A 26,977-nucleotide genomic window follows, 5' to 3' on the forward strand; every position below is an offset into this window, starting at 1 on the left:
ATTTTGCGATCCGAATAATATCTTTGCAAATAAAAATGAATCTTAACCAGGAATCCATTAACCCTTCTTATATGCCGGTAGCTTATGAATACCGGGAGATCATTGATGAGCAGATCATCAGGAAAACACGTGGCAGGATCAACTTTTTCTGCGGAGAACAGGGCATCTGTGATGCCGAAGGATCAATTAAAGAAATGAAGGAGGTCAGCAAGAAAGGAATATATATCCTGCTTGACACAGGTGTGGAGATCCGCATCGACCGTATCATTACACTTTTTGGCAAACCCGGTGCAGCCTATGATGAGTACGACGCCTACTCCAATGCCTGTATGAATTGCAATGGTGGAGAAGAATAAAAAAAGCCGCTGATGCAGCGGCTTTTTTTATTTAAGGGAGATTCTAGCAATACTGTTCAAATGCGCCGATCAGGCTGTCTGCGATCATTTGCGCGGGGCGGCCCTCGATCTGGTGGCGCTCAATCATGTGCACCAGTTTACCATCTTTAAACAATGCCATTGAAGGAGACGATGGCGGGAAGGGAATCATATATCCTCTGGCGCGGTCCACCGCGTCTTTCTCCATACCTGCAAATACAGTGACCAGTTTGTCCGGATGTTTTTCATTGGACGCTGCGATCTTAGCCGCCGGACGGGCATTGGCGGCAGCACAACCGCAAACAGAGTTCACTACGACAAATACAGTTCCTTCCCCGGTAATGGCCTGGTCTACCTCTTCAGGTGTCTTCAGTTCCTGGAAACCGGCTCCGGTCAGGTCCTTGCGCATCGGTTCAACTAAATATTCTGGATACATATGTTAATGTGATTAATTTCTTTTTGTATGACACTTATGTACCGCAAAGGTACGGTGCAATACGCTTCCGTCAAAACACAGCGCTACCCTGCCTTATAGTTTTGACCTTCAAATTACTATGGGTGCCGGGTTAATAACCCAGCTTACAACCTGAAGAAAATCTTCTTTTGGTACAGGAAATAGCACATGCCCCATTCCAGTGAGAAAATGCAAAGTGCAGTAATGACTTTTGTTAATACGTCAGGAGCATGTATAATACCGAGCAGATTGCCTGCGATAACAGAAATATACCCATTGAACCAGCGGCTGCCCACAATTTCGAAAAACAGGTAAATAAAAATGGAGTTCATACCCACAATAGTCACAAACCTGATATCATTTTTATGGCCAAGCACATCTATCCACCAGTACAAGAAAGCGAGCAGCAGCAGTACCCAGCCACCGGAAGCCAATACGAAGGAACTGGTAGCTATCTTTTTGATGATGGGAGTGAGCCCGGCTGCATCCATACCATAACCGGTAAGCAGGCAAATCAGCCCTGTGACCAGCAATGTCCTGATCTTCACGACCGCTGGCTTGTTTCCAAGAAGCAGTTTTCCAGCCATCATGCCCCAAATGGTATGGGCAGCAGTAGAGAGGCAGTTGATGGCCACCCAGCCGCCGCCATTGATCTTGTTCATGAGCAGCAGGTCTATATAGTTGCCAAAATTATGTTGATCGGTAAAAGGCTGATCAAAACCCGGTACCTGTACGTACCGGTACAAGAGTTCAGTCAACAGCAGCAGGGCCAGGCTTACACCCAACTGATAACCAGCCCGAAGGTCATAGAGCAGAAAGGCGACCAGCAAAGTGAAGGAAAGCTGGGTAAGCACATCCCAAAGCTCAAAAGACAAATGTTCGCCGCGGACGGCATAGTCTAGTACACCCCAGAAAAAAAGCCAGCCGCTTCTTTTGAGCGCTTTCTTAAACGAATCACCCCAGGATACGCCATTTTGACGCTGTTTATGGAGTGAAAGTGCCAGAGCGGTACCGGCGATGAACATGAATCCCGGCTGAATCAGGTCCCAGAACCGCAGACCGTTCCATGGGTGATGCTCAAACTGGAGCATGACCGGTTCCAGCAGAGAACCGTGGCTGTATTCGCCCAAAGCCCCGTAAAGACCTGCACTTTCCAGCATCAGCAGGATCATAATGAGCCCGCGCATAAAATCAAGGGAAGCTAATCTAAACACGGATATAGATTTTTCTTTTGTCGAGGAAATAAGCCACCAGCCAGCAGACCAGCATGAAAGTAACGGCAAAAAGCAGGGAGCCTGCAGGGCCGGGAGCAATCACCTGGAAGAAGCCGCGGTTGACCCGTCCAAAGAGATCTGCATCTGCAAAGATGGTATAGGTACAGATGACCAGCACTTCAGATACGAGATAAATGAACAGTGGATTTTTCCCCAATATGGTAAAGAAGCGTGTCCACTTCACATAGCCCAGTACTTCCACCACATAAATCAGGGCACCGATAATGACCAGGTCAAGTCCGCAGGTCAGCAGCACGAAGGTGCTGGTCCATAATTTCTTGTTGATGGGAAATACAGGACCCAGGCACATCGCCAGCAAGATCAATGTACCGCCTGCCAGCAGCAGCTTGGCGATGGTTTCAAAACCTTTGCCCTTTTGCCGGATAAATTGCCCGGCATAGTAACCGATGATGACATTGACGCATGCAGGAATTGTGCTCAGCAGGCCCTCGGGATCAAAGGCAATGCCTTCGCCATGGTAGAGGTGCTTTTCCCCGAATAAAAAGAGGTCGAGGTACTGACCTGCGTTGCCTGTCATGCTGAAGGGATCGGCCGGATCGCCGAACAACAGTAGCAGCAGCCAGTAACCTGCCAGAAAAGCGATGGAAAGCACAAAAACCGTTCTGGAGCTGAGGTAATGAATCAGCAACGACGCAATACCGTAACAAAGGGCGATGCGCTGCAAGACACCCAATATCCGGGTATTGGCGATAGGTGAAAGTACCGGGTGGCCATCTGCCCCATAACGGAAAAACGGGAACCAGTACATCAGGTAACCGATCAGAAAGATCAGCAAAGTGCGTTTAAATATCCGGTAAAGAACTTCGCTGTTTCGCATTCGGGAAAACTTATCCATGGAAAAACTCATGGCGTTGCCAACCGCGAATAAAAAGGAGGGGAATACGAGATCTGTAGGGGTGAACCCATGCCAGGCTGCATGCTGAAGAATACTGAAAGGTTCTGCTCCGCTGCCGGGTGTATTGACGATGATCATGAAGCAGATGGTCATGCCCCGGAACACGTCGAGTGATAGAAAACGTTGTGGTTGGTCCATTGGTTTGTTTTGGTTGCGGTCGCAGCAGTGCTGCTGATTAAAGTTAACATTTAATCTGTAATCCTGGAGATGCGGGAGCGGTTTTGAATTTGGTTAAACTATTGGCTAACTTTGCAGTTCAATTTAAAACAAAAAAATATGTCATCAGTAGAGACAACTTACGTTCCTTACAAAGTTAAGGACATTTCACTGGCAGAATGGGGCCGCAAAGAGATCGAACTGGCAGAGGCTGAGATGCCTGGCCTGATGTCACTCCGCGAAGAATTTGGCCCTTCCAAACCGCTTAAGGGCGCGCGCATTGCAGGCTGTCTGCATATGACCATACAGACTGCGGTGCTGATTGAGACATTGGTGGAACTAGGCGCTGAAGTGACCTGGTCATCCTGTAATATTTTTTCTACGCAAGATCACGCGGCAGCAGCAATCGCGGCAGCGGGCATTCAGGTATATGCCTGGAAAGGCATGGATGCCGAAAGCTTTGACTGGTGCATTGAGCAGACTTTATATTTTGGTGAAGGACGCCAGCCACTGAACATGATCCTGGACGACGGCGGTGACTTGACCAATATGGTATTTGACAAATTCCCTGAGCTGATCGGGGGCATCAAAGGCCTTTCTGAAGAAACCACCACCGGCGTGCACCGGTTGTATGAGCGCATGAAGAACGGTACGCTGCACCTTCCGGCGATCAATGTGAACGACTCAGTGACCAAATCTAAGTTTGACAACAAATACGGCTGTCGTGAATCGCTGGTAGACGCGATCCGTCGCGCCACGGATGTAATGATGGCGGGTAAAGTTGCTGTAGTTGCCGGCTACGGCGACGTGGGCAAGGGCTCTGCAGAGTCGCTGAGCTCGCAGGGCGTACGGGTGATCGTATCGGAGATCGATCCGATCTGTGCTTTGCAGGCGGCGATGGAAGGATACCAGGTACAGAAATTTGCGAACGCAGTGAAGGAGGCGGACATCATTGTGACCACTACCGGTAACTGTGACATTGTACGTGCCGAGCATTTCAGGACCATGAAGGATAAAGCGATCGTATGTAACATCGGCCATTTCGACAATGAGATCGACGTCGCCTGGCTGAACCAGAACTACGGACATACGAAAGTAGAGATCAAGCCACAGGTAGATAAATATACAATCGATGGCAAGGATGTGATCCTGCTTGCTGAGGGCCGGCTGGTAAACCTGGGCTGCGCTACCGGACATCCCAGCTTTGTAATGTCGAACTCATTTACCAATCAGACACTGGCGCAACTGGAGCTATGGACCAATTCTGATAAATATGAGAACAAGGTTTATGTGTTGCCTAAGGCATTGGACGAGAAGGTAGCACGTTTACACCTGGCCAAGATCGGTGCCGAGCTGGATACGCTTGACCCGCACCAGGCAGCATATATCGGCGTTCCTGTTGAGGGTCCATTCAAGCCTGAGGCTTACAGGTATTAAGCAGCATTCCGGTTGAAACCGGGCTGAACAGTTAACCGGGCGTTGCGATTGTGCAGCGCCCTTTTTTATTTACTTTTGTTAAAAAACAGATTCTGCCGTTATGAACGATATGCACTCCCTGGACACCACGCTCTCCGTAAACATCAACAAGATCGCTACACTGCGCAACAGCCGGGGTGGCAACAACCCGGACCTGGTTAAAGTGGCGCTGGACTGCGAACGTTTCGGAGCCCAGGGCATTACCGTGCATCCAAGGCCGGATGAACGACATATCCGTTACCAGGACGTATATGACCTGAAAAGCGTGATCTCTACCGAGTTCAACATAGAAGGGAACTGCCGGGAACAGAAGTTTGTAGACCTGGTGCTGGCCGTCAGGCCGGCGCAGGTGACGCTAGTCCCTGATGCAGAAGGGCAGATCACTTCCAATCATGGCTGGGATACGATTAAACACAAGGACTATCTGAAAGAGATGGTGGGTATTTTCCAGGCAGCAGGCATCAGGGTATCGATCTTTGTAGATCCAGTGACAGAGATGGTAGCTGGCGCGGCAGTCACCGGTACAGACCGGATTGAGCTGTATACTGAGGCTTATGCCCACAATTATTATGAGAACCGAGATAAGGCGGTATTGCCTTATACAGCGGCGGCTCACAAAGCCCACGAACTGGGCCTGGGCCTGAATGCAGGGCATGATCTGGACCTGCATAACCTGAAGTTTTTCGCGCAGCACGTCCCGGGATTGCTGGAGGTAAGCATCGGACATGCACTGATCAGTGATGCCCTCTACCTTGGCCTGGAGAACACCATACAAATGTACCGCAGACAGTTAGAGAAATAGGCGCATTTTATTAACTTTGCGCAACTTTTTATTCATAGATACATGAACCTAAACATTCATTACCAGGAAGATTTTAAAGACCGTCACATTGCTCCTAGTGAAAAGGACACGAAAGAGATGCTGGATGTGCTTGGCGTGGACAACATAGACCAGCTGATCGGACAGACAGTGCCCGATAAGATCAGGCTGAAACAACCTTTGAACCTTCCGGCGCCCAAGTCTGAAAAGGATTACCTGACCGCCTTACGCCAAACGGCTTCCCTAAACAAGGTATTTAAATCTTATATCGGACAGGGCTATTACGATACCGTAACGCCCGGCGTGATCCTGCGTAATGTCATGGAAAACCCAGGCTGGTATACGCAATATACGCCCTACCAGGCGGAAATAGCGCAGGGCCGTCTGCAGGCGCTGCTGAATTTTCAGACAATGGTGATTGACCTGACCGGAATGGAGATCGCGAACGCTTCATTGCTGGACGAAGGCACAGCAGCCGCTGAGGCTATGTTCATGCAGTACAGCCTGCGCAAGAACCAGCAGGCGACAAAGTTCTTTGTCTCTGAACTGGTATTCCCGCAGACGATCGATATTCTGAAGACCAGAGCCAATCCTTACGGCATTGAGCTGGTGATCGGCGACCATGAAACGGTAGCGCTGAATTCGGAGTTTTTCGGCGCGGCGATCCAGTATCCGGCCGGTAACGGTGAAGTATTTGACTATTCGGCTTTTGCACAAAAGGCCCATGATTATAATGTAAAGGTAACAGTAATTGCTGACCTGCTGAGCCTTGTACTGCTGACGCCTCCAGGTGAATGGGGTGCGGATGTTGTCGTGGGTACAACTCAGCGGTTTGGTGTACCTATGGGTTTTGGCGGCCCTCATGCTGCTTATTTCGCGACCAAGGAAGAATACAAGCGTTCCATTCCCGGCCGTATCATCGGAGTGACCATTGACAGCAATAACAATTATGCACTGCGTATGGCCCTGCAGACCCGTGAGCAACACATCCGCAGAGACAAGGCAACCTCCAATATCTGTACAGCACAGGCGCTTTTAGCCATTATGGCCGGTTTCTATGCGGCTTACCATGGCCCTCAGGGCCTGAAGCTGATTGCTGAAAGGGTACATGGACTGACCGTATCGCTGGCGCGTTCCCTGGAAAACGCTGGCTACAAGGTACTGAACAACGTTTATTTCGATACCATTCAGGTAGAACTGGGTGACCTGGCAGGCGCCATTCATGGCGAGTGCCTGAACAACGAGATCAACCTGCATTACAACGGCAGCGTAGTGGGTATTTCCCTGGACGAGACAACCTCTCCGGAAGATGTGAAACTGCTGCTTAAAGTTTTTTCTAAAGTGAAAGCGATTGCAGGGGATGCAGTGGAACTGGAAGACAAGGGCCTGCAGACCGTTATACCGGCTGCACTACAGCGTACTTCGGAATACCTGACGCACCCGGTTTTCAACACACATCACTCGGAGCATGAAATGCTGCGTTACATTAAGTCACTTGAGACGAAAGACCTATCCTTATGTCATTCAATGATCGCTTTGGGTTCCTGCACCATGAAGCTGAACGCGACCACCGAAATGATCCCGGTAACCTGGCCGGAGTTTGGAAAGATACATCCATTCGCTCCTGCCGACCAGGTATTGGGTTATTACAATGTATTTAATGAACTGGACAAGTGGCTGAGTGAGATTACCGGCTTTGCGGCCATGAGCTTTCAGCCGAATGCAGGCGCACAGGGCGAGTATGCCGGCCTGATGGTGATCAGGGCTTATCACCAGGACCGCGGCGAAGGACACCGTAACATTGCGCTGATCCCCTCATCGGCGCACGGTACCAACCCGGCTTCTGCTGCGATGGCAGGTATGAAGATTGTGGTGGTGAAATCACTGGAAAACGGAAATATCGATGTGGATGACCTGAAGGCAAAAGCGGAGCAATATGCTGCCGACCTGAGCTGCCTGATGGTGACCTACCCTTCTACCCACGGGGTATTTGAGGAAAGCATCATTGACATCTGCAATATTATCCACCAGCACGGCGGGCAGGTTTATATGGACGGTGCGAATATGAATGCACAGGTCGGACTGACCAGCCCGGCAACCATTGGTGCGGATGTCTGCCACCTGAACCTGCATAAGACTTTCTGCATCCCACATGGCGGTGGCGGCCCTGGAATGGGCCCGATTGGTGTAGCCCGGCACCTTGTACCTTATTTGCCCGGACACGCAGTAGTAGATATTAATAACGAGAAATCGATCCATGCCGTTTCTTCTGCCCCCTGGGGTTCTGCTTCTATCCTGATCATTTCACATGCTTATATTGCGATGATGGGCGGCGAAGGTCTGACCAGTGCGACCAAATATGCAATCCTCAATGCCAATTACATGAAAGCCAGGCTGGAGCAGCACTATCCTGTGCTGTACACCGGCGAAGGCGGCCGTGTCGCGCATGAGATGATCCTGGACTGCCGCAGCTTCAAGAATTTCGGCATCGAGGTAGTGGACATCGCCAAGCGCCTGATGGACTACGGTTTCCATGCGCCTACTGTATCCTTCCCGGTAGCCGGTACGCTAATGGTAGAGCCTACGGAAAGTGAGCCGAAGCATGAGCTGGACCGATTCTGCGACGCGCTGATCTCGATCAGAAACGAGATTACCGCTGTTGAGCAAGGCATCCTGGACAAGACAAACAACCCGCTGAAGAATGCACCGCATACTGCGGCTGTAGTGACCGGCGATAACTGGACATATGGCTACAGCAGACAAACTGCAGCTTTCCCGTTACCTTATGTTGCGGCCTATAAGTTCTGGCCTTCCGTAGGCAGGGTAAATGACTCATACGGTGACCGTTCACTGGTATGTGCCTGCCCTCCGATTGAGAGTTATGAAGAAAGCTACGCCGGCATTTAAAACCGTTATCCTAATTTTTTAACATAGGTCACTCCGGCTACATTCTTGTATTGTACTTTGTAAGTCAAATTTATTAATGTAGCCGGATATACCGTCAAACCGGAAATCAAAACCTGAAAATAATGAAACTGAAATTCACTTCTTTAATATTGGTCTTCATCGCTGCTGTGACCATGGCTTTCGTCCCTCCTGTTACAAAATCTGCCTTAAAGGTGATAACTTATAAAGCTGATCCTGCAAAATCTTCGCTGACCTGGATGGGCAGGAAACTGACCGGCAGTCACAATGGCACAATTACACTTCAATCAGGAAACTTAGACTTTGACGGAAAGAAACTGACAGGTGGGAAATTTGTGATCGATATGACCAGTATTAAAGATGCAGATGGCAGCGACCGTCTGGAAAACCACCTGAAAGCCGATGACTTCTTCGGCGTGGACAAGTTTGCGACAGCTGCTTTCGTCATCAGAAAAGTGACCGATGCTGGCACAAATACTGTTAACGTGACCGGAGACCTGACCATTAAAGGAATAACCAACCCCGTTGCCTTTCCTGCAAAGATTACCTGGAATGCCGATGGCTCCGTGACTGCAGTCGCTGATAAGATCATCGTAGACAGGACAAAATATGGAATTAAATACCGTTCCAAGGGCATATTCCCTGACGTGGGTGATAAAATGATCTATGACGATTTCCAGCTTTCTGTAAAACTCACAGCCGGCAAATCATAAAGGCGGAAAGATCTAAAACCTTATAGAAAGGTCCTTGTTAGAAAACAGGGACTTTTTTTTATTTTCAACAACAACCTAGGTGTTTAAACATCATTTTATTTATTAACTTAGAACAACACATATTAACCGCTACACTGCTACCTATGGAAGAAAAAGAAATCAATATGCTAGTTGTCGACGATGACGACATTAACATATTTATCGTCAGAAAGATAGCAGCAAAAACCGGCTACACGGTGAATCTTGAGGCAAAAGGCGACGGACAACAGGCACTTGATTATCTTACCAGTCTTTTAGCAGATCACAAACCCTTTCCGGAATTGATCCTGGTCGACATCAACATGCCATTAATGAACGGATGGGAATTCCTAGAGAATTATGAGCGCCTGAATGTGCCTGAAGGGACACATGTATATATGGTTTCTTCCTCCGTATATGAAAACGATATCGAAAAAGCCAAATCCTATAAGGCAGTAAACGGATTCATTTCAAAGCCGATGTCTCTCGATCGGTTAACGGAGCTGATCAGGCTTCTGGGCTAGCCTGATCTATTATCCGATCCTGAACTGCCCTCCGTCCAAACTGACATGGCCCATCGCCCTTGATTTGCCATGGTAAAACAGACAATTCCAGTTTTCTGAAATCGCTCTTTGGCCAAATTCCTCTCTAAGCGCCATTGCCTTGCGGCCGTCATAATCATATTTGGCTACGAACTTTCTAAGCAGTTCCTCCGGCTCAGGCAATACGTCCCCGCCAAAGAAGACCTTTTCCTTGCCTTCACTGAACAGGAAGACCTGGTGGTTGGGGGTATGCGCTCCTGTAAACTCATAGCTGATGCTGCTGGTCAGCTGTCCGGAACCTTCCAGAAAACTGAGCTGGGCATTGCGTTGCAAAAAGTCAAAAATCTCCGTCCGGTAAGACGAGGAACTGCTGGTGAAGGCCTGTTCCCACTCGCCCTGCTGGATCACATAAGTCGCGTGAGGAAAACTTAGCTCTATATCTTCACCCTGGCGATGTACCATACCACCCGAATGATCAAAATGAAGGTGCGACATCAGCACGAGGTCAACGTCATCGGGATCAAAACCTGCCTTCCGGATATTCTGATGCAAGATCAGTTCGCCGTCTGGTCCGCTAAAGCCGAGGCCGGTATCGCAAAGCAAAAGGCTACCCCCGGTATGGATGAGAAAGGGCTGAATATGAACGAACAGTGATGCCGGACGGTCTTTAGGATTATCTTTTACTGGATCGAAAGGAATGAATTTCTTGTCTGCCGCTACGGAATAAGAGCCTTCAAATAATGGGAAAACTTGCATATATTTACGATATCATTTGCAAAGATACGCAACCCGGCGAACTTATGAGCCGGACATACGAGCATAAAACAAGACAAGCTGGATGGAAAAAAGATGGGTGCGGGCCGGAAAGGGCGATAAGGAAGCTACGGAACTGCTTGCTCAGCAACTCAACATAGATATAAGTCTCGCGGAGTTATTGGTGCAGCGCGGTATCGATACGTTTGACAAATCAAGAGACTTTTTCAGGCCGCAGCTTACACACCTGCATGACCCTTTCCTGATGAAGGATATGAAGCTGGCCATTGACAGGATCGATCAGGCACTGGATTCAGGGGAAAAGATATTGGTTTACGGAGATTATGATGTGGACGGTACAACGGCAGTCGCGCTGGTATTCGGTTTCTTTAATCGCATACGACCAGATACGGCATATTATATTCCCGACCGGCATAAGGAAGGCTATGGCATTTCAACAACAGGTATCAACTACGCGAAGGAAAACGGCTTCGGGCTGATCATTGCGCTGGACTGCGGTATCAAATCGGCAGATAAGGTCGCTTATGCTCGTTCAATAGGCATCGATTTCATCATCTGTGACCATCACCTGCCAGGTCAGGAATTGCCGGATGCAGTCGCAGTACTGGACCCGAAACGGCCGGACTGTCCCTACCCCTTCAAGGAACTCCCGGGCTGCGGGATCGGTTACAAGCTGGTGCAGGCTTACAGTAGGCGTCATACCCTGCCTACCAATCGCTATGAGTGTTATCTTGACCTCGTGATGGTGAGCATTGCAGCCGATATTGTGCCTCTGGAAGGGGAAAACCGGGTATTGGCACATTACGGCCTGGCCAGGCTGAACACCACACCTTCTCCCGGATTAAAGGCCCTGATTGAAGTGTCGGGGCGTAAGGGACCACTGACACTTACCGATGTCGTGTTTGTCCTGGCTCCAAGGATCAATGCAGCAGGCAGAATGCACCATGGCAATGAAGCCGTCAAATTGCTGACCAGTACTGAAGAACAAGCGGCCAGAGAACAGAGCTATACGATTGACCTTCACAATATGGACCGGAGAAGCTGGGACCAGGAAATGACGGCACAGGCATTGGCCCTGCTGGACGATTGCGAAATTCTGCAAAACCGGAAGACAACCGTTGTATATCATGAAAGCTGGAATAAAGGCATCATCGGCATTGTGGCCTCGAGACTGACCGAGAAATACTACCGCCCCACGGTGGTGCTCACTGCGTCTAACGGCTTGCTGACCGGATCGGCAAGATCCGTAACAGGCTTCGACCTTTATGAGGCGCTATGTGGCTGTGAGGATCTGCTGGAACAATTTGGCGGCCATCAGTTTGCGGCCGGCCTGACCATGCGGCCCGAGCACCTGGAATTGTTTTCGGAGAAATTTGAGCGTATTGTGGCGACTTCAATCACCGATGAACTCCTACAGCCTGAACTGCGCATAGATTCAGACCTGGAATTTAACCGGATCACCCCGAAATTCCAGCGCATATTAGCCCAAATGGAGCCATTCGGCCCTAAAAATCCCGCGCCTGTATTCATGAGCAGCGAAGTATTCCTGGCCGGTCCCACACAGGTGGTTGGCGCAAAACATTTAAAATTACTCCTAAAACAACAAAATTCCGTTATTTTTGAAGGTATTGGTTTTGGCCTTGGGGAATATGAGCGTCTGTTACAACCAAACGTGCCATTCACTGTTTGTTATACCATTGAAGAAAATGTCTGGAAAGAACAGCGAAGACTGCAACTGAATGTTAAAGCCATTAAAACCGGAAGACCCGAATGATATTACGAGCGGAAAACCTGATCAAAAAATATAAGCAGCGTACAGTAGTGAACGATGTTTCCTTCGACGTAAGCCAGGGAGAAATCGTGGGACTGCTGGGACCTAACGGTGCGGGAAAAACAACCTCTTTCTATATGATCGTGGGACTGATCAAACCCAATGAAGGTACGATCTACCTCGACGACCAGGACATTACCCAGGATCCAATGTACCGGCGTGCGCAAAAGGGGATCGGCTACCTGGCACAGGAGGCTTCAGTATTCAGGAAGCTTTCCGTAGAAGACAACATCATGGCAATCCTGGAAATGACCAGCCTGGACAAGTTGGAACGGCAGGAAAAACTGGAGGAACTGATCAGCGAATTCAGCCTGCACAAGGTACGCCGCAACCGCGGCGACCTGTTATCAGGCGGCGAACGCAGACGTACGGAAATCGCCAGGGCGCTGGCTGCCAGCCCTAACTTTATTTTGCTGGATGAACCTTTTGCGGGTGTCGATCCCATTGCAGTAGAAGAGATCCAGACCATTGTGGCGAAACTAAAGAAGAAGAACATTGGCATCCTCATCACGGACCACAATGTACAGGAGACCCTGTCGATTACAGACAGGGCCTATTTGTTATTTGAGGGCAAGATCCTGGAATCAGGCACTCCCGAAGTCCTTGCTGCCAATGAGATGGTACGAAGGGTGTATCTGGGCGCTAACTTCGTGCTGCGTAGCAAAAACTTATAACCCAAAGCGCATGGCTATTGTCAATTCCATATTTACCTGGTACATGAAGAAGCGCGTCCACCAGATCGAACTCTTCATGAAATATCCGCACGACGTACAGGAAGAATGGTTCCATAAACTGATCTCCGGTGCCGAGGACACCGAATGGGGCGAAAAGTACGGGTACAGGAGCATTGAAACACCAAAGCACTTCCGGGAACGGGTACCCGTCCAGAATTACGACACGCTGAAACCCTATATCGAACGGATGCTGAGAGGCGAACAGCATATTCTCTGGCCCTCAGAGATCAAGTGGTTTGCCAAATCTTCGGGCACGACGAGCGACCGGAGTAAATTTATTCCCGTTTCAGAAGAATCCCTTCAGAACTGTCATTTCAAGGGTGGCAAAGATATGCTGTCCATTTTCTGCAACAACCGGCCGGATAACCAGATCCTGACCGGCAAGGGCCTGGTGCTGGGGGGCAGCCATCAGATTAACCAGCTGAACGAAGATTCCTTTTACGGAGATCTTTCTGCAGTGCTGATCAAGAACCTGCCTATGTGGGCCGAATATTACCGGACGCCGAATATTTCCATAGCACTCATGGATAATTATGAGCAAAAAATGGAAAAAATGGCGGAAGCCACCATCAGGGAGAATGTCACGAATATTGCAGGAGTACCCACCTGGACGATCGTACTCGCCAAGAAAGTACTCGAAATGACGGGCAAAAAGAACCTCCTGGAGGTCTGGCCCAACCTGGAACTTTACATCCACGGCGCGGTCAATTTCAAACCTTACCGCGAGCAGTTTAAAGAACTGATCCCGAGTGAGGAGATGTATTACCTGGAGACCTACAATGCTTCGGAAGGCTTTTTCGGCATTCAGGATGAAGTCAATTCCGATGAAATGCTGCTGATGCTGGATTATGGTATCTATTATGAATTCATGCCCATGGACCAATTGGACAGGGAATACCCCGATACCATTTCCCTGGACCAGGTAGAACTGAACAAAAACTATGCGATCATCATCTCTACCAACGGAGGACTGTGGCGGTACATGATCGGCGACACCGTGCAGTTTACCTGCCTCTCTCCCTATCGCATCCGTATCACAGGCCGCACCAAACATTTCATCAACGCCTTTGGCGAGGAAGTGATCATTGATAATGCGGAACAGGCGATCTGCAGGGCCTGCGATGCTACCGGCGCCGTATTTAAAGACTATACCGCCTGCCCGATCTATTTCAGCGGAGAAGAAGCAGGTGGCCATGAGTGGATCATTGAGTTTGATCAGCAGCCAGCTGATTTTGAACAATTTGTCGATGTACTCGATCAGACTTTGCGTGAAGTGAACTCTGACTATGACGCCAAACGGTTTAAAGACATGGCACTGCGGAGGCCAAAAGTGCACAATGCACCTGCGCATACTTTCTACAACTGGCTGAAATCGAAGGGCAAACTTGGCGGTCAGCATAAGGTACCCCGTTTGTCGAATGACCGGCAGTATGTAGAGGAGATCCTGCCGCTGTTACGCTGATTTTCATTTTATTTCATATTGCTCCGGAATTTAGTTATATTGAAATAGCTAAATATGAACTGTTTATGAAGAATGTACAACAAATCCTGGGCATTAAACCACTTGAAGTATTCTCTGTAACTGCCGGAACATCTGTCCTGAACGGCCTGAAACTGATGATGGAAAAGAACATCAGCGCATTGCTGGTGATCGAAGAAGGGAAATTGCTGGGCATTTTTACAGAACGGGACTACGCGCGAAAAATCGTGCTGCACGGCAAGTCTTCCGCAGAAACCCCGGTAGGTGAAGTCATGACATCCGACCCGATCACGGTAAGTCCATCAGACAGTATAGAAGATTGTATGGAGATCATGACAGAAAAGCACATCAGGCACTTGCCTGTTGCAGATAGTTCGGGTACAATCGGTATGGTCTCTATCGGAGATGTAGTCAAATTTATCATTGCGGACCAAAAACAAACGATTTCACAACTGGAAAGCTATATCAGCAGTTGATCTTAATCATAATTCAATTTTAATCCAGGCTTAATGTAAGGATGTTATCTTCGGACGTACAACAAAAAGAGCGTCTTATGATCAGTACAAAGACTGCCAGGAAGGCTGTGTTGAAATTGGGGCAAGCTGACGATTCACATAAACAACAGTCGGCCCCGCCTCCCGTAGGAAGTTATCCTTACCGGTTAGAGGTCTGTAAAAACAAGAGCAGTGCCGATAATATGGTCTTTCACCTGGCAGGAGATACCGGTGGTACCCGTTCTGCGGAAATGCAGCACAAGATAGCCGCAGAACTGACTGCCCAGGCAAAAGAAGCGCATGCTGATTTTATGTATCATCTTGGTGATATCGTCTATCATTATGGCGAGCAAGAAGGCTATGAAGCTCAGTTCCTTGCACCCTTTGCCCAATACCCTGCCCCGATCTATGCCATTGCAGGTAACCATGACACTGATATTAACCCGGAAACCTGGGAACAGGAAAGCCTGGGTGCATTTTACACTGCTTTTTGCAGTACTACCCCAACGACGATACATTTTGCACCTCAGACAAGAAGAAAAAGCCAGGTACAGCCGAATGTCTATTGGACCATGATCTCCCCCCTGGCTATAGTGATCGGCCTTCATACCAATGTCCCCAAGTATGGTTACGTAGATCCGGTGCAGAAAAGTTGGTTTATTGACGAACTGAAGAACGCCGCGGCCTGTCATCAGAACAAGGCGATCATTGTCTGCCTGCACCATGCACCCTATTCTGCAGATGTGAATCACGGGTCAAGCGTGGCAATGATCGAACTGCTGGACGATGCCTTTAAGGCTTCAGGGGTGCGCCCTGATGTGGTATTCAGCGGACATGTGCACAATTATCAGCGCTTTACCAAGCAGTATCCGGATGGCGGGACTGTACCTTTTATTGTCGCCGGTGCCGGGGGTTTTGACGAGCTGCATGCGCTGGCCAGCCCGGAAGATGAGGGCTATGAGGCCAGTCATGACCTTTTCAAAGGCCTGAGCCTGGAGAAATACTGCGACGACCGGCACGGTTTCCTGAAAGTGAGCCTGAAACGGACTCCTTTCGGCCTTCAAATGAAAATTGGTTATTACACCGTACCTGCAGACAGCGGCATTTATGGTGCCGCCCTGTTTGACGAGCATCATATCGACCTTTCGGGACGCTGAAAATGTAAATTTTATGACCTTTACCAGGTTTCTGCTTGGGTATTTGTCACTAAATTTGCGCCAGCAAACCACAATCAATGACTGAATTTGACAAAAGTGTTTCTGTAATCGTATTGTTCTCCGGAGTAGCTGTACTTACACTAGTCGAAATGTACTTCAGCTACATACATGATAAGAAACATTATACCAGGAGGGATACGTTGACCAACATTTACCTGATGGCCTCAGCGTTTGTTATCAATCTGCTCAGCAAAACAGCCACCTTTTTCCTGCTGCAGTATGTTTACGATCAATACCGTCTTTTTGAAATATCGAACGTATACATTTACTGGTTAGTACTTGTGCTGGCGCAGGATTTTCTATACTGGCTGCTACACTATACCGGGCATTATGTGCGCTTTTTCTGGGCAATGCATGTAACCCATCATTCCTCAGAACATTTTAACCTGACCACCGGATTCCGGTCTACGGTGTTTGAACCACTCTACCGGGTGTTTTTTTACCTGCCGCTCGCACTCATGGGCTTTAATGCCTTTGATATTCTTTTTGCCTACCTGATCACACAGATTTATGGCAATATCGTACATACACGTTCAGTCGGCAAACTCCATCCGGTCTTTGAATATATCTTTGTAACTCCTTCTCATCATCGTGTGCACCATGCCAGTAATCTGCGTTACCTGGATAAGAATATGGGCATGGTCCTGATCTTGTGGGACCGCTGGTTCGGGACTTTCCAGGAAGAAATTGACGGAGAAGAAATTGCCTACGGACTGACCAAGCAACCGGAAAATACTGGTCCGGTAAACATTATTTTTCATGAGTTCATCGCGCTTTTCCAGGATATGAAAAAGTCTCCGAAATGGAGTGACAAGCTGAAATATATTTTTTATCCTCCGGGTTGGAGTCACGATGGCAGCACCCAGACTGCCCGGGTTATGCAACGGGAGCTACTTAACATGCCATAAGCCGCTGATCGGGCCACACCGACCATGGCACTTTTATGTGCCATTATCACCTTTTTTACCACGCAGTAAACCTAACATCCTTTATACATTGCATTAAACCAATTGATCACTAAATTTGGTTATGCTAGTCCGTTTGATCATTGCTGCATGCTTTCTAATGGCTTGTCCCGTTGTCAGCGCCTTTCCGCAACAAAAAATGCTTCACAAGAGCAGCGATACCCTGACCGTCAGAAGGCTCTTAGACAATGCAGGCCGTCAACTGAAAAACCGTAAACTGGATTCTGCGAAGGCGCAATACCGGCATGCTCATCAACTGGCTGTGGAATACGGCGATCAAAAAAAGGTGATAGAAGCAATCGCAGGGATAACCTCCGTACTCCGGTCAGAAAGCAAATTTAAAGAAAGCCTGAGCTATGCCAGGGAGTCGCTTAGGCTTAGCCAACAGCTGAAAGATACGACACTGATCCTTGAAGCCATGATCAGGACAGGCGCACAATACTTCCACCTTAATGATTATAAAAATGCGACTTCTGTCTGGGTCCGGGGGCTTCAACTGGCGGAAAAGGCGAATGATAGTCTTAGGCAACTACATTTAACCTCAAATTTGTCTGCTGTATTCCTCAGCCTGAATGACAACAAGAAATCACTGTATTATACCCGGAAGGCCTATGCATTATCGAAACAACAGCGTGATACCGTGTCTACGATCATCGCACTTGGCAATCTAGCGGACAGCGAAGGAGTAAACGGAGATTTTTCTGCGGAAATGAAATATCGTCAGGAAGTAGTGCGGCTGTCGATACTCAGCGGAAACTACAGATATCTGATCACTGCGTACCTGAACATGGGTGTATTGAGCAAAAAAAAGGGGGAGTTTAAACAGTCCCTCGATTATTACCTGAAGGCGCTGGCGGTAGCAGAAAAGCATGCTATACACGATTACCACACGTATACACTGATGGCCATTGCAGAGGGCCTGGAAAATCTGGGGCGCAATGCCGAGGGACTGGTATTTGCCAGAAAGGCCATGAAGCTCGCTGAACAGACGGGCAGCCCGGACCAGAGGAGTAAAGCTTATGAGATTACATCAAACATCCTGGAGAATCTGGGCAGCTACAAAGCATCGCTGGATTATTTCCGGAAAGGCAGAAAGATAAAGGATTCCTTGGTAGAACGGGAAACTGAACAAGAAGTGAACCGCATGGAACTGCAATATGCATCGGTGAAAAAGGAAAAGGAAATTGCCGATCAGAAACTGGTCATTTCAGGGAATAAGCTGGAACTACAGCAAAAAAACGGATATATCTTATTGTCTTCACTTGCCGTGGTATTCCTGACCTTCGTTGCCTTCTTTGTATACTTCATTTACAAAAGCAAATACCGCCTGGTGCGCAAGGAAAAGGATATGGCCATTCTGGAAGCCATGATCAGCGGTGAGGAAAAAGAACGTTCCAGGCTTGCCCTCAACCTGCATGACGGCATTGGCGGGATATTATCTGTGGCAAAAATGCAGGTAGATGCCTTGTCAAGGGAATATCCCGCGTTATCCGGTGCACCTGTTTATCATAAAACACTGGCGATACTGAACACCGCGTCTCATGAAGCCAGGTCAATGGCACATGACCTGGCCCCGCAGGTGTTATTCCATGAAGGCCTGGAAGCTGCAATAGCGATGTTCTGTGAAAGGACAAGCAACAGTACTCTGGAGATCAGCCACTACATGATCGGGAACATCGGCCGTTTCCATATGGATTTTGAGCTGTTTATCTACCGGGCAGTACAGGAAGGGATCAGTAATATCATTAAACATGCCCGGGCGAGAAAGGTGCTGGTGCAGTTGTCAAAAAGCGCGGGTGTACTGAGCCTCACGATCGAAGATGATGGTGTCGGGACCGATCTTTCCAGGATCGGAACCGGAGGTATGGGTCTGAGCAACCTCAGATCGAGGACTTTCGCAAAAGGCGGGATATTTGAATTAACCTCCGAACCCGGATCCGGCACAACGATTTATCTGGAATTTGAAACGGCCCATCTGGAGGAAGATAAGGTCAGTATATCTAATGTCAGTATGGAAACCAGAACTTAATGATTAGATTTACAGACCTAATTTTAGAACATGCTAAGCACCAATATTAAAGAAGCGACCAAAATGGCACATCAGGAACTGGAAGGAAAAGTAGTGAAGAAGCTGAAAGCCATCCGCAGCGAAGCAGATTATGCAGATGTCCTGAAACACTTTTATGCCTATTTCAACACCCTTGAAGCGGCGATCAAACCTTATATCACTGAAGGATTGCTGCCTGACTATGCTTCCAGGCGCAATTCAAGCTATCTGAAACAAGACATCGAAGAATTAGGTGCTTTCATCAATGACCTTCCCCCTGTTACCATCCCTGCCATAGGTAATGTAACCGAGGCACTCGGCGCACTGTACGTAATGGAAGGTTCTATTATGGGTGGTCCGTATATTGTAAAGATGCTGCAGAAAAGTGGTATTGACAAAGGCTTTTCCTTCTTCTCTGGCTACGGGGAAGAAACAGGCCGTATGTGGGACAACTTCACAAGTGTAATGAACCAGACCATATCAGCAGAGAAAGACCAGGCGATGGCCATTAAGTCTGCCAATGAAACCTTTTCCAATTTTTCCCATGTATTTGAGGTGAAGGCGGCATGAACAGCCGTTAATTGCCGACCGGCCTGATGTGACTTGTTTTCAGCTCGTCAACAATGTGTTTTCCTATCGCATTGCCGACATCTACCCCATTGATAATTCCATCCTTAAAATGGATCCCGCCCCAGTACCTGCTCATCGCTGCCTCTTTCGCAGCTTCGTTAAATGAGGCGAACTTTCTGGACTTCAGCCCATATTTTTCCTCAACGTTATCCGTGTAACTGAAGTTGTCCCCAAAATAATAGGTAAGAATAGTTGCAGTGGTTGATGAAATATGTGAATGGCCGCTCATATATTCCGGAAAAGGCGGCGTCTGCAGCATCGGCTTCCATTTTGGGTCTATAAGCCTTCTGATCGCGGTTTCGGGGCGTATCCGGTTGCTCCTGTACTTTTCGTCCCAGCAACTAATGAAGCTGTCGGTCAGCCCGGCTGCAACAACTGTATAAATCTCCAGGGTTTTAGAAAAGCCCACATTCGCTTTTTGACAGGCGATGCCGGTGATGCCCACCCAATGCGCCCCCGGAGAGATCTTCTTGAGACCGATCAGTAAGTGTCCCTCATTTTTCAGCGCAAAAGGGTTGCAGTCCCAGAATGCGGCAATCTCCCGGTGTTCGGGCGTCAAGCCAGATCCCCCATCTACATAATTAGCCGTTAGCATCTTAAAGAAATCCGAGTTTTTATCCTTTGAGTAAGGCACCGGCGGGACAGACTTAAAGGCTTCCGCGGAATCGATAAAAAACGGCCGAACGGTATTGAAATAGGGCTCCACCGGTGCAAAATAGGCTGGAGGAGTCGGATACCAGCTGCCTTCTGTATTTAGCGGAGTATAGCGCGGATAATTGCTGATCCTGTTATAACGGTCCTTTTTAGCATAGGCCAAAATTTGCTTCACTACCTGGTTGGCATAAGATTGAGAAGCGGCAATCACCTTATCTGAGAAACCGATGTTGCGGCAGGAATCCAGGAAGCGCTGCTCGAACTTATTGAATTCCTTTCCCGACGGCTGCATTTTCTTAGCTGTCCCGGTCATGGCCAGAATTGCACTCAGCTGATAGGAATACCGGCCGGAATCCAGTGGCTTGACAACATCCGGGTATTCGTTAAGCACACCCTTTAAAGGCACAATAGTCGAGTCGTTGAGGGCAAGCACGGTATATCCGGAAATACAGGCATAGGCGTAAAACCTCGAGGCCAGGGGTGGATTGCTCACATCGTGGATCATGAGCTGTGTCATCTGTTCCAATACTTTGGCAATGTCTTTATTGGTCAGTTGCGGATCAGGTTTCTCTTTACAGCCCGCCAGGAAAGCCAGCAGCAGCAAAGCGTTAAGTAGCAATCTCTTCATTCGTACAGTTTCAGTAGCTGCCGCCCCCCTGAGGCAGCATGGGTTAATATTTGGTACTTACTAAGTTATTGTAAAAACCAAACAACATAAAATTTTTTATCGCATATTTACGGCTGACCGGTGAAAACCCGTCTGGCCAATATAATCGTGGTAACGGAACATAAAATCTATCATACGCTGAGGATTGCCGCAGCAATGTGCCTGATCGGGCATGGAGCATTCGGGATCATTACCAAGGAAGCCTGGTGCAGTTACCTGGCGGTCGCGGGTATCGGCCGGGACCTCGCCTATCAGCTGATGCCGGTAATCGGTTCAGTGGATATCCTCACGGGGATCATCCTGCTGGTGTGCCCTATAAGGGCTGTTGCACTATGGCTGGTGTTTTGGGGGCTGGCTACTGCAGCGATGCGCCCACTTTCCGGCGAGCCGTTTGCCGAGCTGCTGGAGCGCGCCGGTAATTTCGGTGCCCCGCTGGCATTGCTGATCTTATGTCCGCCGGGAAAGGGAATCGCCGCATGGTTTCAGCAGTTACAACCGCCGGCAGCCATCACTGAAATGCAGATGAAGCAGCTGAAACGATGCCTGCAAGTCATCGGCGCTACGCTGCTGGCCGCTCACGGATGGCTAAACCTTACCGGAAAGAAGAGTCTGTTGGCACAATACGCAAACCTCGGTTTCGAAAATACGCAGCAGGTGGCACTTTTTGCCGGAATTTTTGAAATCGCCGCTGCACTCCTCCTGCTCATCCGGCCGTTACGCCCGCTGGTCCTGTTGTTCCTGATCTGGAAGATCGGTTCCGAGCTGTTCTATCCGCAATGGGAACTGTTTGAATGGGTAGAGCGTGGCGGCAGCTACGGAACCCTGCTGGCCTTATGGTTCCTGATGGAACCGCAGCGCCGGACTAACACATCGCAACTAACTTATAAAAGATAATCACATGGAGTATTCATCAGCTCAGTCCCCAGGGAAACAATTCAGGGGAGCCCTGCAAAGGGAATCGCCCCTGCAGATTGTGGGCGCCATCAACGCCAACCATGCCCTGCTGGCGGAGCAAGCCGGGTTTCATGCCATCTATCTCTCCGGTGGCGGTGTGGCCGCAGGGTCACTGGGCATCCCCGATCTCGGCATTACTAATCTCGAAGATGTACTCATAGACGTCCGCCGCATCACCGATGTCTGCAACCTTCCTCTGATGGTGGATATAGATACGGGATTCGGGCCTTCCGCCTTTAACGTAGCGCGTTCGGTTAAATCACTGATCAGAGCTGGTGCAGCAGCCATGCACATTGAAGACCAGGTCGGCGCCAAGCGCTGCGGCCACAGGCCCGGCAAGGAAGTGGTGAGCAGGGACGAAATGACCGACCGCCTGAAGGCAGCCGCAGATGCCAGGACAGACCCGCAGTTTGTCATCGGCGCCCGGACGGATGCCTTTGCCAGCGAAGGCCTGGAGCTCACGCTGGAACGTGCCGTGGCCTATAAGGAAGCCGGTGCAGATTTCATTTTTGCAGAAGCCGTCCCCGATCTGTCGCATTACCGGAAGTTTGTGGAAGCGACCGGTCTGCCCGTGCTCGCCAATATCACTGAGTTCGGCATGATCCCGATGTATACCATGGAAGAATTGCGGAATGCCGGCGTGAGCATAGCCCTTTACCCCCTATCCGCCTTCCGCGCCGCAAACAAAGCCGCATTAAATGTCTACGAACACATCCGCAGAGAAGGTACGCAGAAAAACGTGCTGCACACCATGCAGACCAGGGAAGAACTTTACCAGAGCATCGGTTATTACAGCTATGAAGAAAAATTAGATCAACTCTTTAAACAGAAAGGCAATGAGTAATACAGACGGAACAACGGCTTTCAGGCCTAAAAAAAGCGTGGCGCTTTCGGGTGTCGCAGCGGGTAATACTGCACTGTGCAGCGTTGGGAAAAGCGGGAACGACCTGCACTACCGCGGTTACAATATCCTTGACCTTGCCGAGGGCGCCCAGTTTGAGGAAGTAGCCTACCTGCTGATCTACGGCGCATTGCCCGGCAAAGCGCAGCTTGTGGCCTATAAGACCAAACTGAAGTCACTGAGGGGCCTCCCGATCTCACTGAAGAAAATATTGCAGCAGATACCGGCTTCAGCACATCCCATGGACGTACTGCGCTCTACTGTATCTATGCTGGGCACCATACAACCGGAAAAGGACGACCACAACAGCGCCGGGGCAAGGGACATTGCCGATAAACTGCTGGCCTGCCTCGGCTCCGCCTTATTGTACTGGTACCACTTTTCGCACAACGGGAAAACAATAGACGTAGAAACGGACGATGATACGATCGGCGGACATTTCCTGCACCTGCTGCACGGCAGAAAGGCGCCGGATTCCTGGGAACGCGCCATGCAGGTATCGCTCAACCTGTATGCAGAGCACGAATTCAATGCCTCTACCTTTACCAGCCGGGTAATCGCAGGCACAGGCTCAGACATCTATTCTGCAGTAACCGGCGCCATAGGTGCACTCAGGGGACCGAAGCACGGCGGCGCCAACGAAGTTGCCTACGACATCCAGAGCAGGTATGGGTCTGCGGATGAGGCAGAGACAGACATCCGCAGAAGACTGGAAAACAAAGAGGTGATCATCGGTTTCGGGCACCCGGTATATACCATTTCCGACCCGCGGAACGTGGTGATCAAAAAAGTAGCCAGGGAACTTTCTGAAGAGGCGGGCGACCTCCTGCTTTTCGATATCGCTGAACGCCTGGAAACACTGATGTGGCAGGAGAAGAAGATGTTCCCCAACCTGGACTGGTTTTCGGCAGTATCCTACCATTTAATGGGTGTGCCTACATTGATGTTTACCCCGCTTTTTGTCATCTCCAGAGTGACCGGCTGGAGTGCCCATATCCTGGAGCAAAGGGCCGACGGCAAGATCATCCGGCCGAGCGCGAATTATACCGGTCCAGAGAACAGAACCTTTATACCATTGGAATCAAGATAAAATAATGTCATCTTATATATCAAACGAAAGACCTCAGCCCGACCAGGTGCTGACTGCCATAGCAGATTATGTACTGAATTACGAGATCAAAAGTGAACTCGCCCTGAAAACGGCACATTACTGCCTGCTGGATACCTTAGGCTGCGGGCTTGAGGCCCTCACCTACCCCGCCTGCACCAAACTACTGGGCCCGGTCGTAAAAGGGACAATTGTGCCGAACGGTGCGAAGGTGCCGGGCACACAGTTCCAGCTCGACCCCATCCAGGCGGCGTTCAATATCGGCACCATTATCCGCTGGCTGGATTTTAATGACACCTGGCTGGCTGCGGAATGGGGACATCCCTCTGATAACCTGGGAGGTATACTGGCCACAGCCGACTGGATCTCCAGGACCCATATTGCAGAAGGCAAAGCCCCGCTGAAGGTAAGACAGGTACTGGAAGCAATGGTCATGGCCCATGAGATACAGGGCGTGCTGGCGCTGGAAAATTCATTCAACAAGGTCGGTCTTGACCATGTACTCCTGGTAAAAGTAGCTTCTACCGCCGTTGTCGGGAAACTGATCGGCCTGACTCGCGAAGAACTGATTAACGCCGTGTCACTGGCCTTTGTGGACGGCCAGGCCTTGCGCACCTACCGGCATGCGCCCAACACAGGCAGCCGCAAATCATGGGCCGCCGGAGATGCGACGTCAAGGGCAGTAAGACTGGCGCTGATCGCCCGGACCGGCGAAATGGGCTACCCCTCCGTGCTGACAGCGAAAACCTGGGGCTTTTATGATGTCTCGTTCAAGGGAAATGCCTTTAAGTTTCAGCGCGACTATGGCACCTATGTAATGGAGAATGTACTGTTCAAGATTTCCTTCCCGGCGGAGTTCCATTCTCAGACCGCAGTAGAAGCTGCGATGACGCTGCATTACCAAATCAGCGCGCTTGGCAAAATCGCGGATGACATCAAAAAGATCACCATCAGGACGCATGAGGCGGCCATCCGGATCATCGATAAAAAAGGCCCCCTGAACAACCCTGCCGACCGGGACCATTGCATCCAGTACATGGTGGCCGTACCATTGATTTACGGCAGGCTGACGGCGGCAGATTATGAAGACAATGTCGCTGCCGATCCGCGCATAGACATCCTCAGGGACAAGATCGAATGTGTGGAAGACCCGCAGTTTACCAGGGATTATCATGACCCGGAAAAGCGCTCCATTGCCAATGCATTAACAGTGGAACTGGCAGACGGAACGGTACTGGAAGAGGTAGTGGTCGAATACCCGATCGGCCACAGACGCAGACGGGACGAAGGCATTCCGGAACTGGTCAAAAAATACAAAGTCAATCTTGCACGCATGTTCCCTGAGAAACAGCAGCAAGTCATATTGGAGCATACGCTGAATTATGAAACGATCACCGGCATGGATGTAAATCGGTTTGTGGACCTGTATGTGATCTGAGCCCGTCCGGCGGTTAAGCAACTTCCTCGAAGAACTCGAGCTCGATTTCCCAACCGATGCGGTCAATCACATGGTCAGTAAGTTCGATCTCGATGCGTTCGCCGACCTTGCCGGGCATGTAGCGCGGGTATTCATCAGTATAGATTAGGGTATCGGAAGTGACGCGGTCCCAGTCCCTGCCATCGAAGCATACTGCACCCAGGATACCGCCATGGTAAAGGAGCCTGTAAATATTGTTTTCTGCCGGCAGAACTGTCAGCGACACCTCTTGAGTGCCATAAGCGATTTTAATGTCAAAGGCTTCCATATCATCAGGGATTAGTCTAACCTGATAACACAGAAGCCTTTAACTTTGTTTTGAACGATTTGAAATTAACAAAAAACCATTAAGCCTCCTGGTCTGGAGCGTCGATGGTGAAAGTACTCAGATTGACGAATTCCTGTACCCTTGCTGCTACTTCTTCCTCAGTCAGGTTGAGTATCTTCTCAGTGCCGAACTTTTCTACGCAGAACGAGGCGAGTGCCGATCCAAAGACGATGGCATTTTTCATATTGTTGAAATTTACGGTACCCACTTTGGCAAGGTACCCGATAAAGCCGCCTGCAAAGGTGTCGCCCGCACCGGTCGGATCGAACACTTCGGCCAGCGGAAGTGCCGGTGCCGAAAAGATTTTGTCTTCATGGAACAGCAGGGCCCCGTGCTCGCCTTTTTTGATGATGAGGTACTTTGGTCCCATCGTCAGGATTTTTCGGGCAGCTTTGACCAGGGAATATTCGCCGGACAGCTGCCTCGCCTCTGCATCGTTGATGGTAAGCACATCTACCAGCTTGATGGTTTCCAGCAGGTCATCCATCATGATGTCCATCCAGAAATTCATCGTATCCAGGACGATCAGCTTAGGCCTGCTCCTTAGTCTTTTGATCACCGTAGACTGCACTACGGGGGTCAGGTTGCCCAGCATCAGGTATTCACAGTCCTGGTAACTTTCCGGAATGAGCGGATCGAAACTTTCCAGCACGTTGAGTTCAGTCACCAGAGTATCCCTGCTGTTCATGTCATTGTGGTATCTGCCCGACCAGAAAAATGACTTTTCGCCTTCCCGGATCTGTAGCCCCTCGATGTCAATCCCGTGCTGCGTAAAGGTATCGATGTTCTTCTGACCGAAGTCGTCACCGATCACGGCAACGATCTTGGTCTTATTGTAAAAGTAGGAAGCAGCCAGGCTCGCATACGTTGCAGCGCCCCCGACGATCTTATCCGTTTTTCCGAAAGGTGTCTCAATGGCATCGAATGCTACAGTTCCTATGATGATCAGGCTCATGTTTTTGATTGTTAAGGCTTTAAAATTGACTTGGATTTTTTTTGAAAATTTTTCAGCGCAAATATTGCATAAATAATTTAAAACCCCTAATAT

25 protein-coding genes are annotated in these 26,977 nt (G+C 49.4%); 18 read left to right on the forward strand and 7 right to left on the reverse strand.

Translation table 11 applies throughout. From position 1 onward, the window contains the following. Positions 1–35 precede the first annotated feature (35 nt). Complete coding sequence (locus P2W84_RS13985) at positions 36–356, forward strand: hypothetical protein (RefSeq protein ID WP_276090770.1); 321 nt, start codon at positions 36–38, stop codon at positions 354–356. 43 nt (positions 357–399) lie between these two features. On the opposite strand, the gene P2W84_RS13990 is transcribed toward P2W84_RS13985, so the two are convergent. The 3 genes from P2W84_RS13990 to P2W84_RS14000 all read right to left on the reverse strand — a co-directional run bounded on the left by P2W84_RS13990 (position 400) and on the right by P2W84_RS14000 (position 3,156). After that, positions 400–810, reverse strand: a complete 411-nt coding sequence (locus P2W84_RS13990) for a BrxA/BrxB family bacilliredoxin (RefSeq protein WP_276090771.1) — start codon at positions 808–810, stop codon at positions 400–402. Between the two features lie 143 nt (positions 811–953). Beyond that, on the reverse strand, positions 954–2,042 hold the full coding sequence (locus P2W84_RS13995; RefSeq protein WP_276090772.1) for a DUF5009 domain-containing protein: 1,089 nt from the start codon (positions 2,040–2,042) through the stop codon (positions 954–956). Next, positions 2,035–3,156 carry a heparan-alpha-glucosaminide N-acetyltransferase domain-containing protein gene (locus tag P2W84_RS14000; RefSeq protein WP_276090773.1) on the reverse strand — a complete coding sequence of 374 codons (1,122 nt, stop codon included), beginning with the start codon at positions 3,154–3,156 and terminating at the stop codon, positions 2,035–2,037. The genes P2W84_RS13995 and P2W84_RS14000 overlap by 8 nt, the downstream gene beginning before the upstream one ends. 138 nt (positions 3,157–3,294) lie before the next feature. Here P2W84_RS14000 and ahcY point away from each other — a divergent pair, with 138 nt between their 5' ends. From ahcY to P2W84_RS14025, 5 genes are all read left to right on the forward strand, one after another. Then, the gene (gene ahcY / locus P2W84_RS14005; RefSeq protein ID WP_276090774.1) at positions 3,295–4,611 is read left to right on the forward strand and encodes an adenosylhomocysteinase; all 1,317 of its coding nucleotides are present in this window, start codon (positions 3,295–3,297) and stop codon (positions 4,609–4,611) included. Positions 4,612–4,711: 100 nt separating this feature from the next. Further along, the gene (locus P2W84_RS14010; RefSeq protein ID WP_276090775.1) at positions 4,712–5,452 is read left to right on the forward strand and encodes a pyridoxine 5'-phosphate synthase; all 741 of its coding nucleotides are present in this window, start codon (positions 4,712–4,714) and stop codon (positions 5,450–5,452) included. A gap of 42 nt (positions 5,453–5,494) precedes the next feature. After that, positions 5,495–8,377 (forward strand): aminomethyl-transferring glycine dehydrogenase, encoded by a 2,883-nt coding sequence (gcvP, locus tag P2W84_RS14015; RefSeq protein ID WP_276090776.1) that lies wholly within the window; start codon positions 5,495–5,497, stop codon positions 8,375–8,377. 122 nt (positions 8,378–8,499) lie between these two features. Further along, on the forward strand, positions 8,500–9,108 hold the full coding sequence (locus P2W84_RS14020; RefSeq protein ID WP_276090777.1) for a YceI family protein: 609 nt from the start codon (positions 8,500–8,502) through the stop codon (positions 9,106–9,108). Positions 9,109–9,251: 143 nt separating this feature from the next. Continuing rightward, a complete protein-coding gene (locus P2W84_RS14025; RefSeq protein WP_276090778.1) occupies positions 9,252–9,650 on the forward strand; it encodes a response regulator in 399 nt (132 codons plus the stop codon). Between the two features lie 9 nt (positions 9,651–9,659). Here P2W84_RS14025 and P2W84_RS14030 read toward each other — a convergent pair whose 3' ends face one another. Next, positions 9,660–10,424: an MBL fold metallo-hydrolase gene (locus tag P2W84_RS14030; RefSeq protein WP_276090779.1), complete on the reverse strand. Its 765-nt coding sequence runs from the start codon at positions 10,422–10,424 to the stop codon at positions 9,660–9,662. A gap of 82 nt (positions 10,425–10,506) precedes the next feature. Between P2W84_RS14030 and recJ the strand changes: the two genes are divergently transcribed. From recJ to P2W84_RS14070, 8 genes are all read left to right on the forward strand, one after another. Continuing rightward, positions 10,507–12,216 carry a single-stranded-DNA-specific exonuclease RecJ gene (gene recJ, locus P2W84_RS14035; protein ID WP_276090780.1) on the forward strand — a complete coding sequence of 570 codons (1,710 nt, stop codon included), beginning with the start codon at positions 10,507–10,509 and terminating at the stop codon, positions 12,214–12,216. Continuing rightward, positions 12,213–12,947 carry an LPS export ABC transporter ATP-binding protein gene (lptB, locus tag P2W84_RS14040; RefSeq protein ID WP_276090781.1) on the forward strand — a complete coding sequence of 245 codons (735 nt, stop codon included), beginning with the start codon at positions 12,213–12,215 and terminating at the stop codon, positions 12,945–12,947. The genes recJ and lptB overlap by 4 nt, the downstream gene beginning before the upstream one ends. Before the next feature lie 10 nt (positions 12,948–12,957). Next, the gene (locus tag P2W84_RS14045; RefSeq protein WP_276090782.1) at positions 12,958–14,469 is read left to right on the forward strand and encodes a GH3 auxin-responsive promoter family protein; all 1,512 of its coding nucleotides are present in this window, start codon (positions 12,958–12,960) and stop codon (positions 14,467–14,469) included. A gap of 65 nt (positions 14,470–14,534) precedes the next feature. Further along, positions 14,535–14,963, forward strand: coding sequence for a CBS domain-containing protein (locus P2W84_RS14050; RefSeq protein ID WP_276090783.1), 429 nt, complete (start codon positions 14,535–14,537; stop codon positions 14,961–14,963). 77 nt (positions 14,964–15,040) lie between these two features. Beyond that, the gene (locus tag P2W84_RS14055) at positions 15,041–16,138 is read left to right on the forward strand and encodes a metallophosphoesterase (RefSeq protein ID WP_276090784.1); all 1,098 of its coding nucleotides are present in this window, start codon (positions 15,041–15,043) and stop codon (positions 16,136–16,138) included. Positions 16,139–16,215: 77 nt separating this feature from the next. Continuing rightward, a complete protein-coding gene (locus P2W84_RS14060) occupies positions 16,216–17,106 on the forward strand; it encodes a sterol desaturase family protein (RefSeq protein WP_276090785.1) in 891 nt (296 codons plus the stop codon). A 121-nt stretch (positions 17,107–17,227) separates the two neighbouring features. Further along, a complete protein-coding gene (locus tag P2W84_RS14065) occupies positions 17,228–19,192 on the forward strand; it encodes an ATP-binding protein (protein ID WP_276090786.1) in 1,965 nt (654 codons plus the stop codon). A 30-nt stretch (positions 19,193–19,222) separates the two neighbouring features. Beyond that, positions 19,223–19,780, forward strand: coding sequence for a biliverdin-producing heme oxygenase (locus P2W84_RS14070; RefSeq protein ID WP_276090787.1), 558 nt, complete (start codon positions 19,223–19,225; stop codon positions 19,778–19,780). A 7-nt stretch (positions 19,781–19,787) separates the two neighbouring features. Here the strand turns inward: P2W84_RS14070 and P2W84_RS14075 are convergent, their stop codons facing one another. Next, positions 19,788–21,122, reverse strand: coding sequence for a vanadium-dependent haloperoxidase (locus P2W84_RS14075; RefSeq protein WP_276090788.1), 1,335 nt, complete (start codon positions 21,120–21,122; stop codon positions 19,788–19,790). A gap of 120 nt (positions 21,123–21,242) precedes the next feature. Here P2W84_RS14075 and P2W84_RS14080 point away from each other — a divergent pair, with 120 nt between their 5' ends. The 4 genes from P2W84_RS14080 to P2W84_RS14095 are packed head-to-tail and all read left to right on the forward strand — an operon-like array spanning position 21,243 to position 25,562. Further along, on the forward strand, positions 21,243–22,055 hold the full coding sequence (locus tag P2W84_RS14080) for a hypothetical protein (RefSeq protein WP_276090789.1): 813 nt from the start codon (positions 21,243–21,245) through the stop codon (positions 22,053–22,055). Positions 22,056–22,059: 4 nt separating this feature from the next. Continuing rightward, positions 22,060–22,959 carry a methylisocitrate lyase gene (gene prpB, locus P2W84_RS14085; protein ID WP_276090790.1) on the forward strand — a complete coding sequence of 300 codons (900 nt, stop codon included), beginning with the start codon at positions 22,060–22,062 and terminating at the stop codon, positions 22,957–22,959. Next, positions 22,952–24,106, forward strand: a complete 1,155-nt coding sequence (gene prpC / locus P2W84_RS14090) for a 2-methylcitrate synthase (RefSeq protein ID WP_276090791.1) — start codon at positions 22,952–22,954, stop codon at positions 24,104–24,106. The genes prpB and prpC overlap by 8 nt, the downstream gene beginning before the upstream one ends. Before the next feature lie 4 nt (positions 24,107–24,110). Continuing rightward, complete coding sequence (locus tag P2W84_RS14095; protein ID WP_276090792.1) at positions 24,111–25,562, forward strand: bifunctional 2-methylcitrate dehydratase/aconitate hydratase; 1,452 nt, start codon at positions 24,111–24,113, stop codon at positions 25,560–25,562. Positions 25,563–25,575: 13 nt separating this feature from the next. Here P2W84_RS14095 and P2W84_RS14100 read toward each other — a convergent pair whose 3' ends face one another. Next, complete coding sequence (locus tag P2W84_RS14100) at positions 25,576–25,869, reverse strand: hypothetical protein (RefSeq protein ID WP_276090793.1); 294 nt, start codon at positions 25,867–25,869, stop codon at positions 25,576–25,578. A gap of 79 nt (positions 25,870–25,948) precedes the next feature. After that, on the reverse strand, positions 25,949–26,884 hold the full coding sequence (locus tag P2W84_RS14105) for a PfkB family carbohydrate kinase (protein WP_276090794.1): 936 nt from the start codon (positions 26,882–26,884) through the stop codon (positions 25,949–25,951). Positions 26,885–26,977 lie beyond the last annotated feature (93 nt).

This window comes from Pedobacter sp. JY14-1 (assembly GCF_029269825.1).
Taxonomy (GTDB): Bacteria; Bacteroidota; Bacteroidia; order Sphingobacteriales; family Sphingobacteriaceae; genus Pedobacter.

Coding starts and splice junctions, on each gene's coding strand:
- ahcY (WP_276090774.1), top strand. CDS start 3,295: ATGTCATCAGTAGAGACAACTTACGTTCCTTACAAAGTTAAGGACATT.
- P2W84_RS14050 (WP_276090783.1), top strand. CDS start 14,535: ATGAAGAATGTACAACAAATCCTGGGCATTAAACCACTTGAAGTATTC.
- P2W84_RS14030 (WP_276090779.1), bottom strand. CDS start 10,424: ATGCAAGTTTTCCCATTATTTGAAGGCTCTTATTCCGTAGCGGCAGAC.
- P2W84_RS14065 (WP_276090786.1), top strand. CDS start 17,228: ATGCTAGTCCGTTTGATCATTGCTGCATGCTTTCTAATGGCTTGTCCC.
- P2W84_RS14105 (WP_276090794.1), bottom strand. CDS start 26,884: ATGAGCCTGATCATCATAGGAACTGTAGCATTCGATGCCATTGAGACA.
- P2W84_RS14010 (WP_276090775.1), top strand. CDS start 4,712: ATGAACGATATGCACTCCCTGGACACCACGCTCTCCGTAAACATCAAC.
- P2W84_RS14045 (WP_276090782.1), top strand. CDS start 12,958: ATGGCTATTGTCAATTCCATATTTACCTGGTACATGAAGAAGCGCGTC.
- prpC (WP_276090791.1), top strand. CDS start 22,952: ATGAGTAATACAGACGGAACAACGGCTTTCAGGCCTAAAAAAAGCGTG.
- P2W84_RS14060 (WP_276090785.1), top strand. CDS start 16,216: ATGACTGAATTTGACAAAAGTGTTTCTGTAATCGTATTGTTCTCCGGA.
- P2W84_RS13990 (WP_276090771.1), bottom strand. CDS start 810: ATGTATCCAGAATATTTAGTTGAACCGATGCGCAAGGACCTGACCGGA.
- P2W84_RS14055 (WP_276090784.1), top strand. CDS start 15,041: ATGATCAGTACAAAGACTGCCAGGAAGGCTGTGTTGAAATTGGGGCAA.
- recJ (WP_276090780.1), top strand. CDS start 10,507: ATGGAAAAAAGATGGGTGCGGGCCGGAAAGGGCGATAAGGAAGCTACG.
- lptB (WP_276090781.1), top strand. CDS start 12,213: ATGATATTACGAGCGGAAAACCTGATCAAAAAATATAAGCAGCGTACA.
- P2W84_RS13985 (WP_276090770.1), top strand. CDS start 36: ATGAATCTTAACCAGGAATCCATTAACCCTTCTTATATGCCGGTAGCT.
- prpB (WP_276090790.1), top strand. CDS start 22,060: ATGGAGTATTCATCAGCTCAGTCCCCAGGGAAACAATTCAGGGGAGCC.
- P2W84_RS14025 (WP_276090778.1), top strand. CDS start 9,252: ATGGAAGAAAAAGAAATCAATATGCTAGTTGTCGACGATGACGACATT.
- P2W84_RS14000 (WP_276090773.1), bottom strand. CDS start 3,156: ATGGACCAACCACAACGTTTTCTATCACTCGACGTGTTCCGGGGCATG.
- P2W84_RS14020 (WP_276090777.1), top strand. CDS start 8,500: ATGAAACTGAAATTCACTTCTTTAATATTGGTCTTCATCGCTGCTGTG.
- gcvP (WP_276090776.1), top strand. CDS start 5,495: ATGAACCTAAACATTCATTACCAGGAAGATTTTAAAGACCGTCACATT.
- P2W84_RS14075 (WP_276090788.1), bottom strand. CDS start 21,122: ATGAAGAGATTGCTACTTAACGCTTTGCTGCTGCTGGCTTTCCTGGCG.
- P2W84_RS14100 (WP_276090793.1), bottom strand. CDS start 25,869: ATGGAAGCCTTTGACATTAAAATCGCTTATGGCACTCAAGAGGTGTCG.
- P2W84_RS14070 (WP_276090787.1), top strand. CDS start 19,223: ATGCTAAGCACCAATATTAAAGAAGCGACCAAAATGGCACATCAGGAA.
- P2W84_RS14095 (WP_276090792.1), top strand. CDS start 24,111: ATGTCATCTTATATATCAAACGAAAGACCTCAGCCCGACCAGGTGCTG.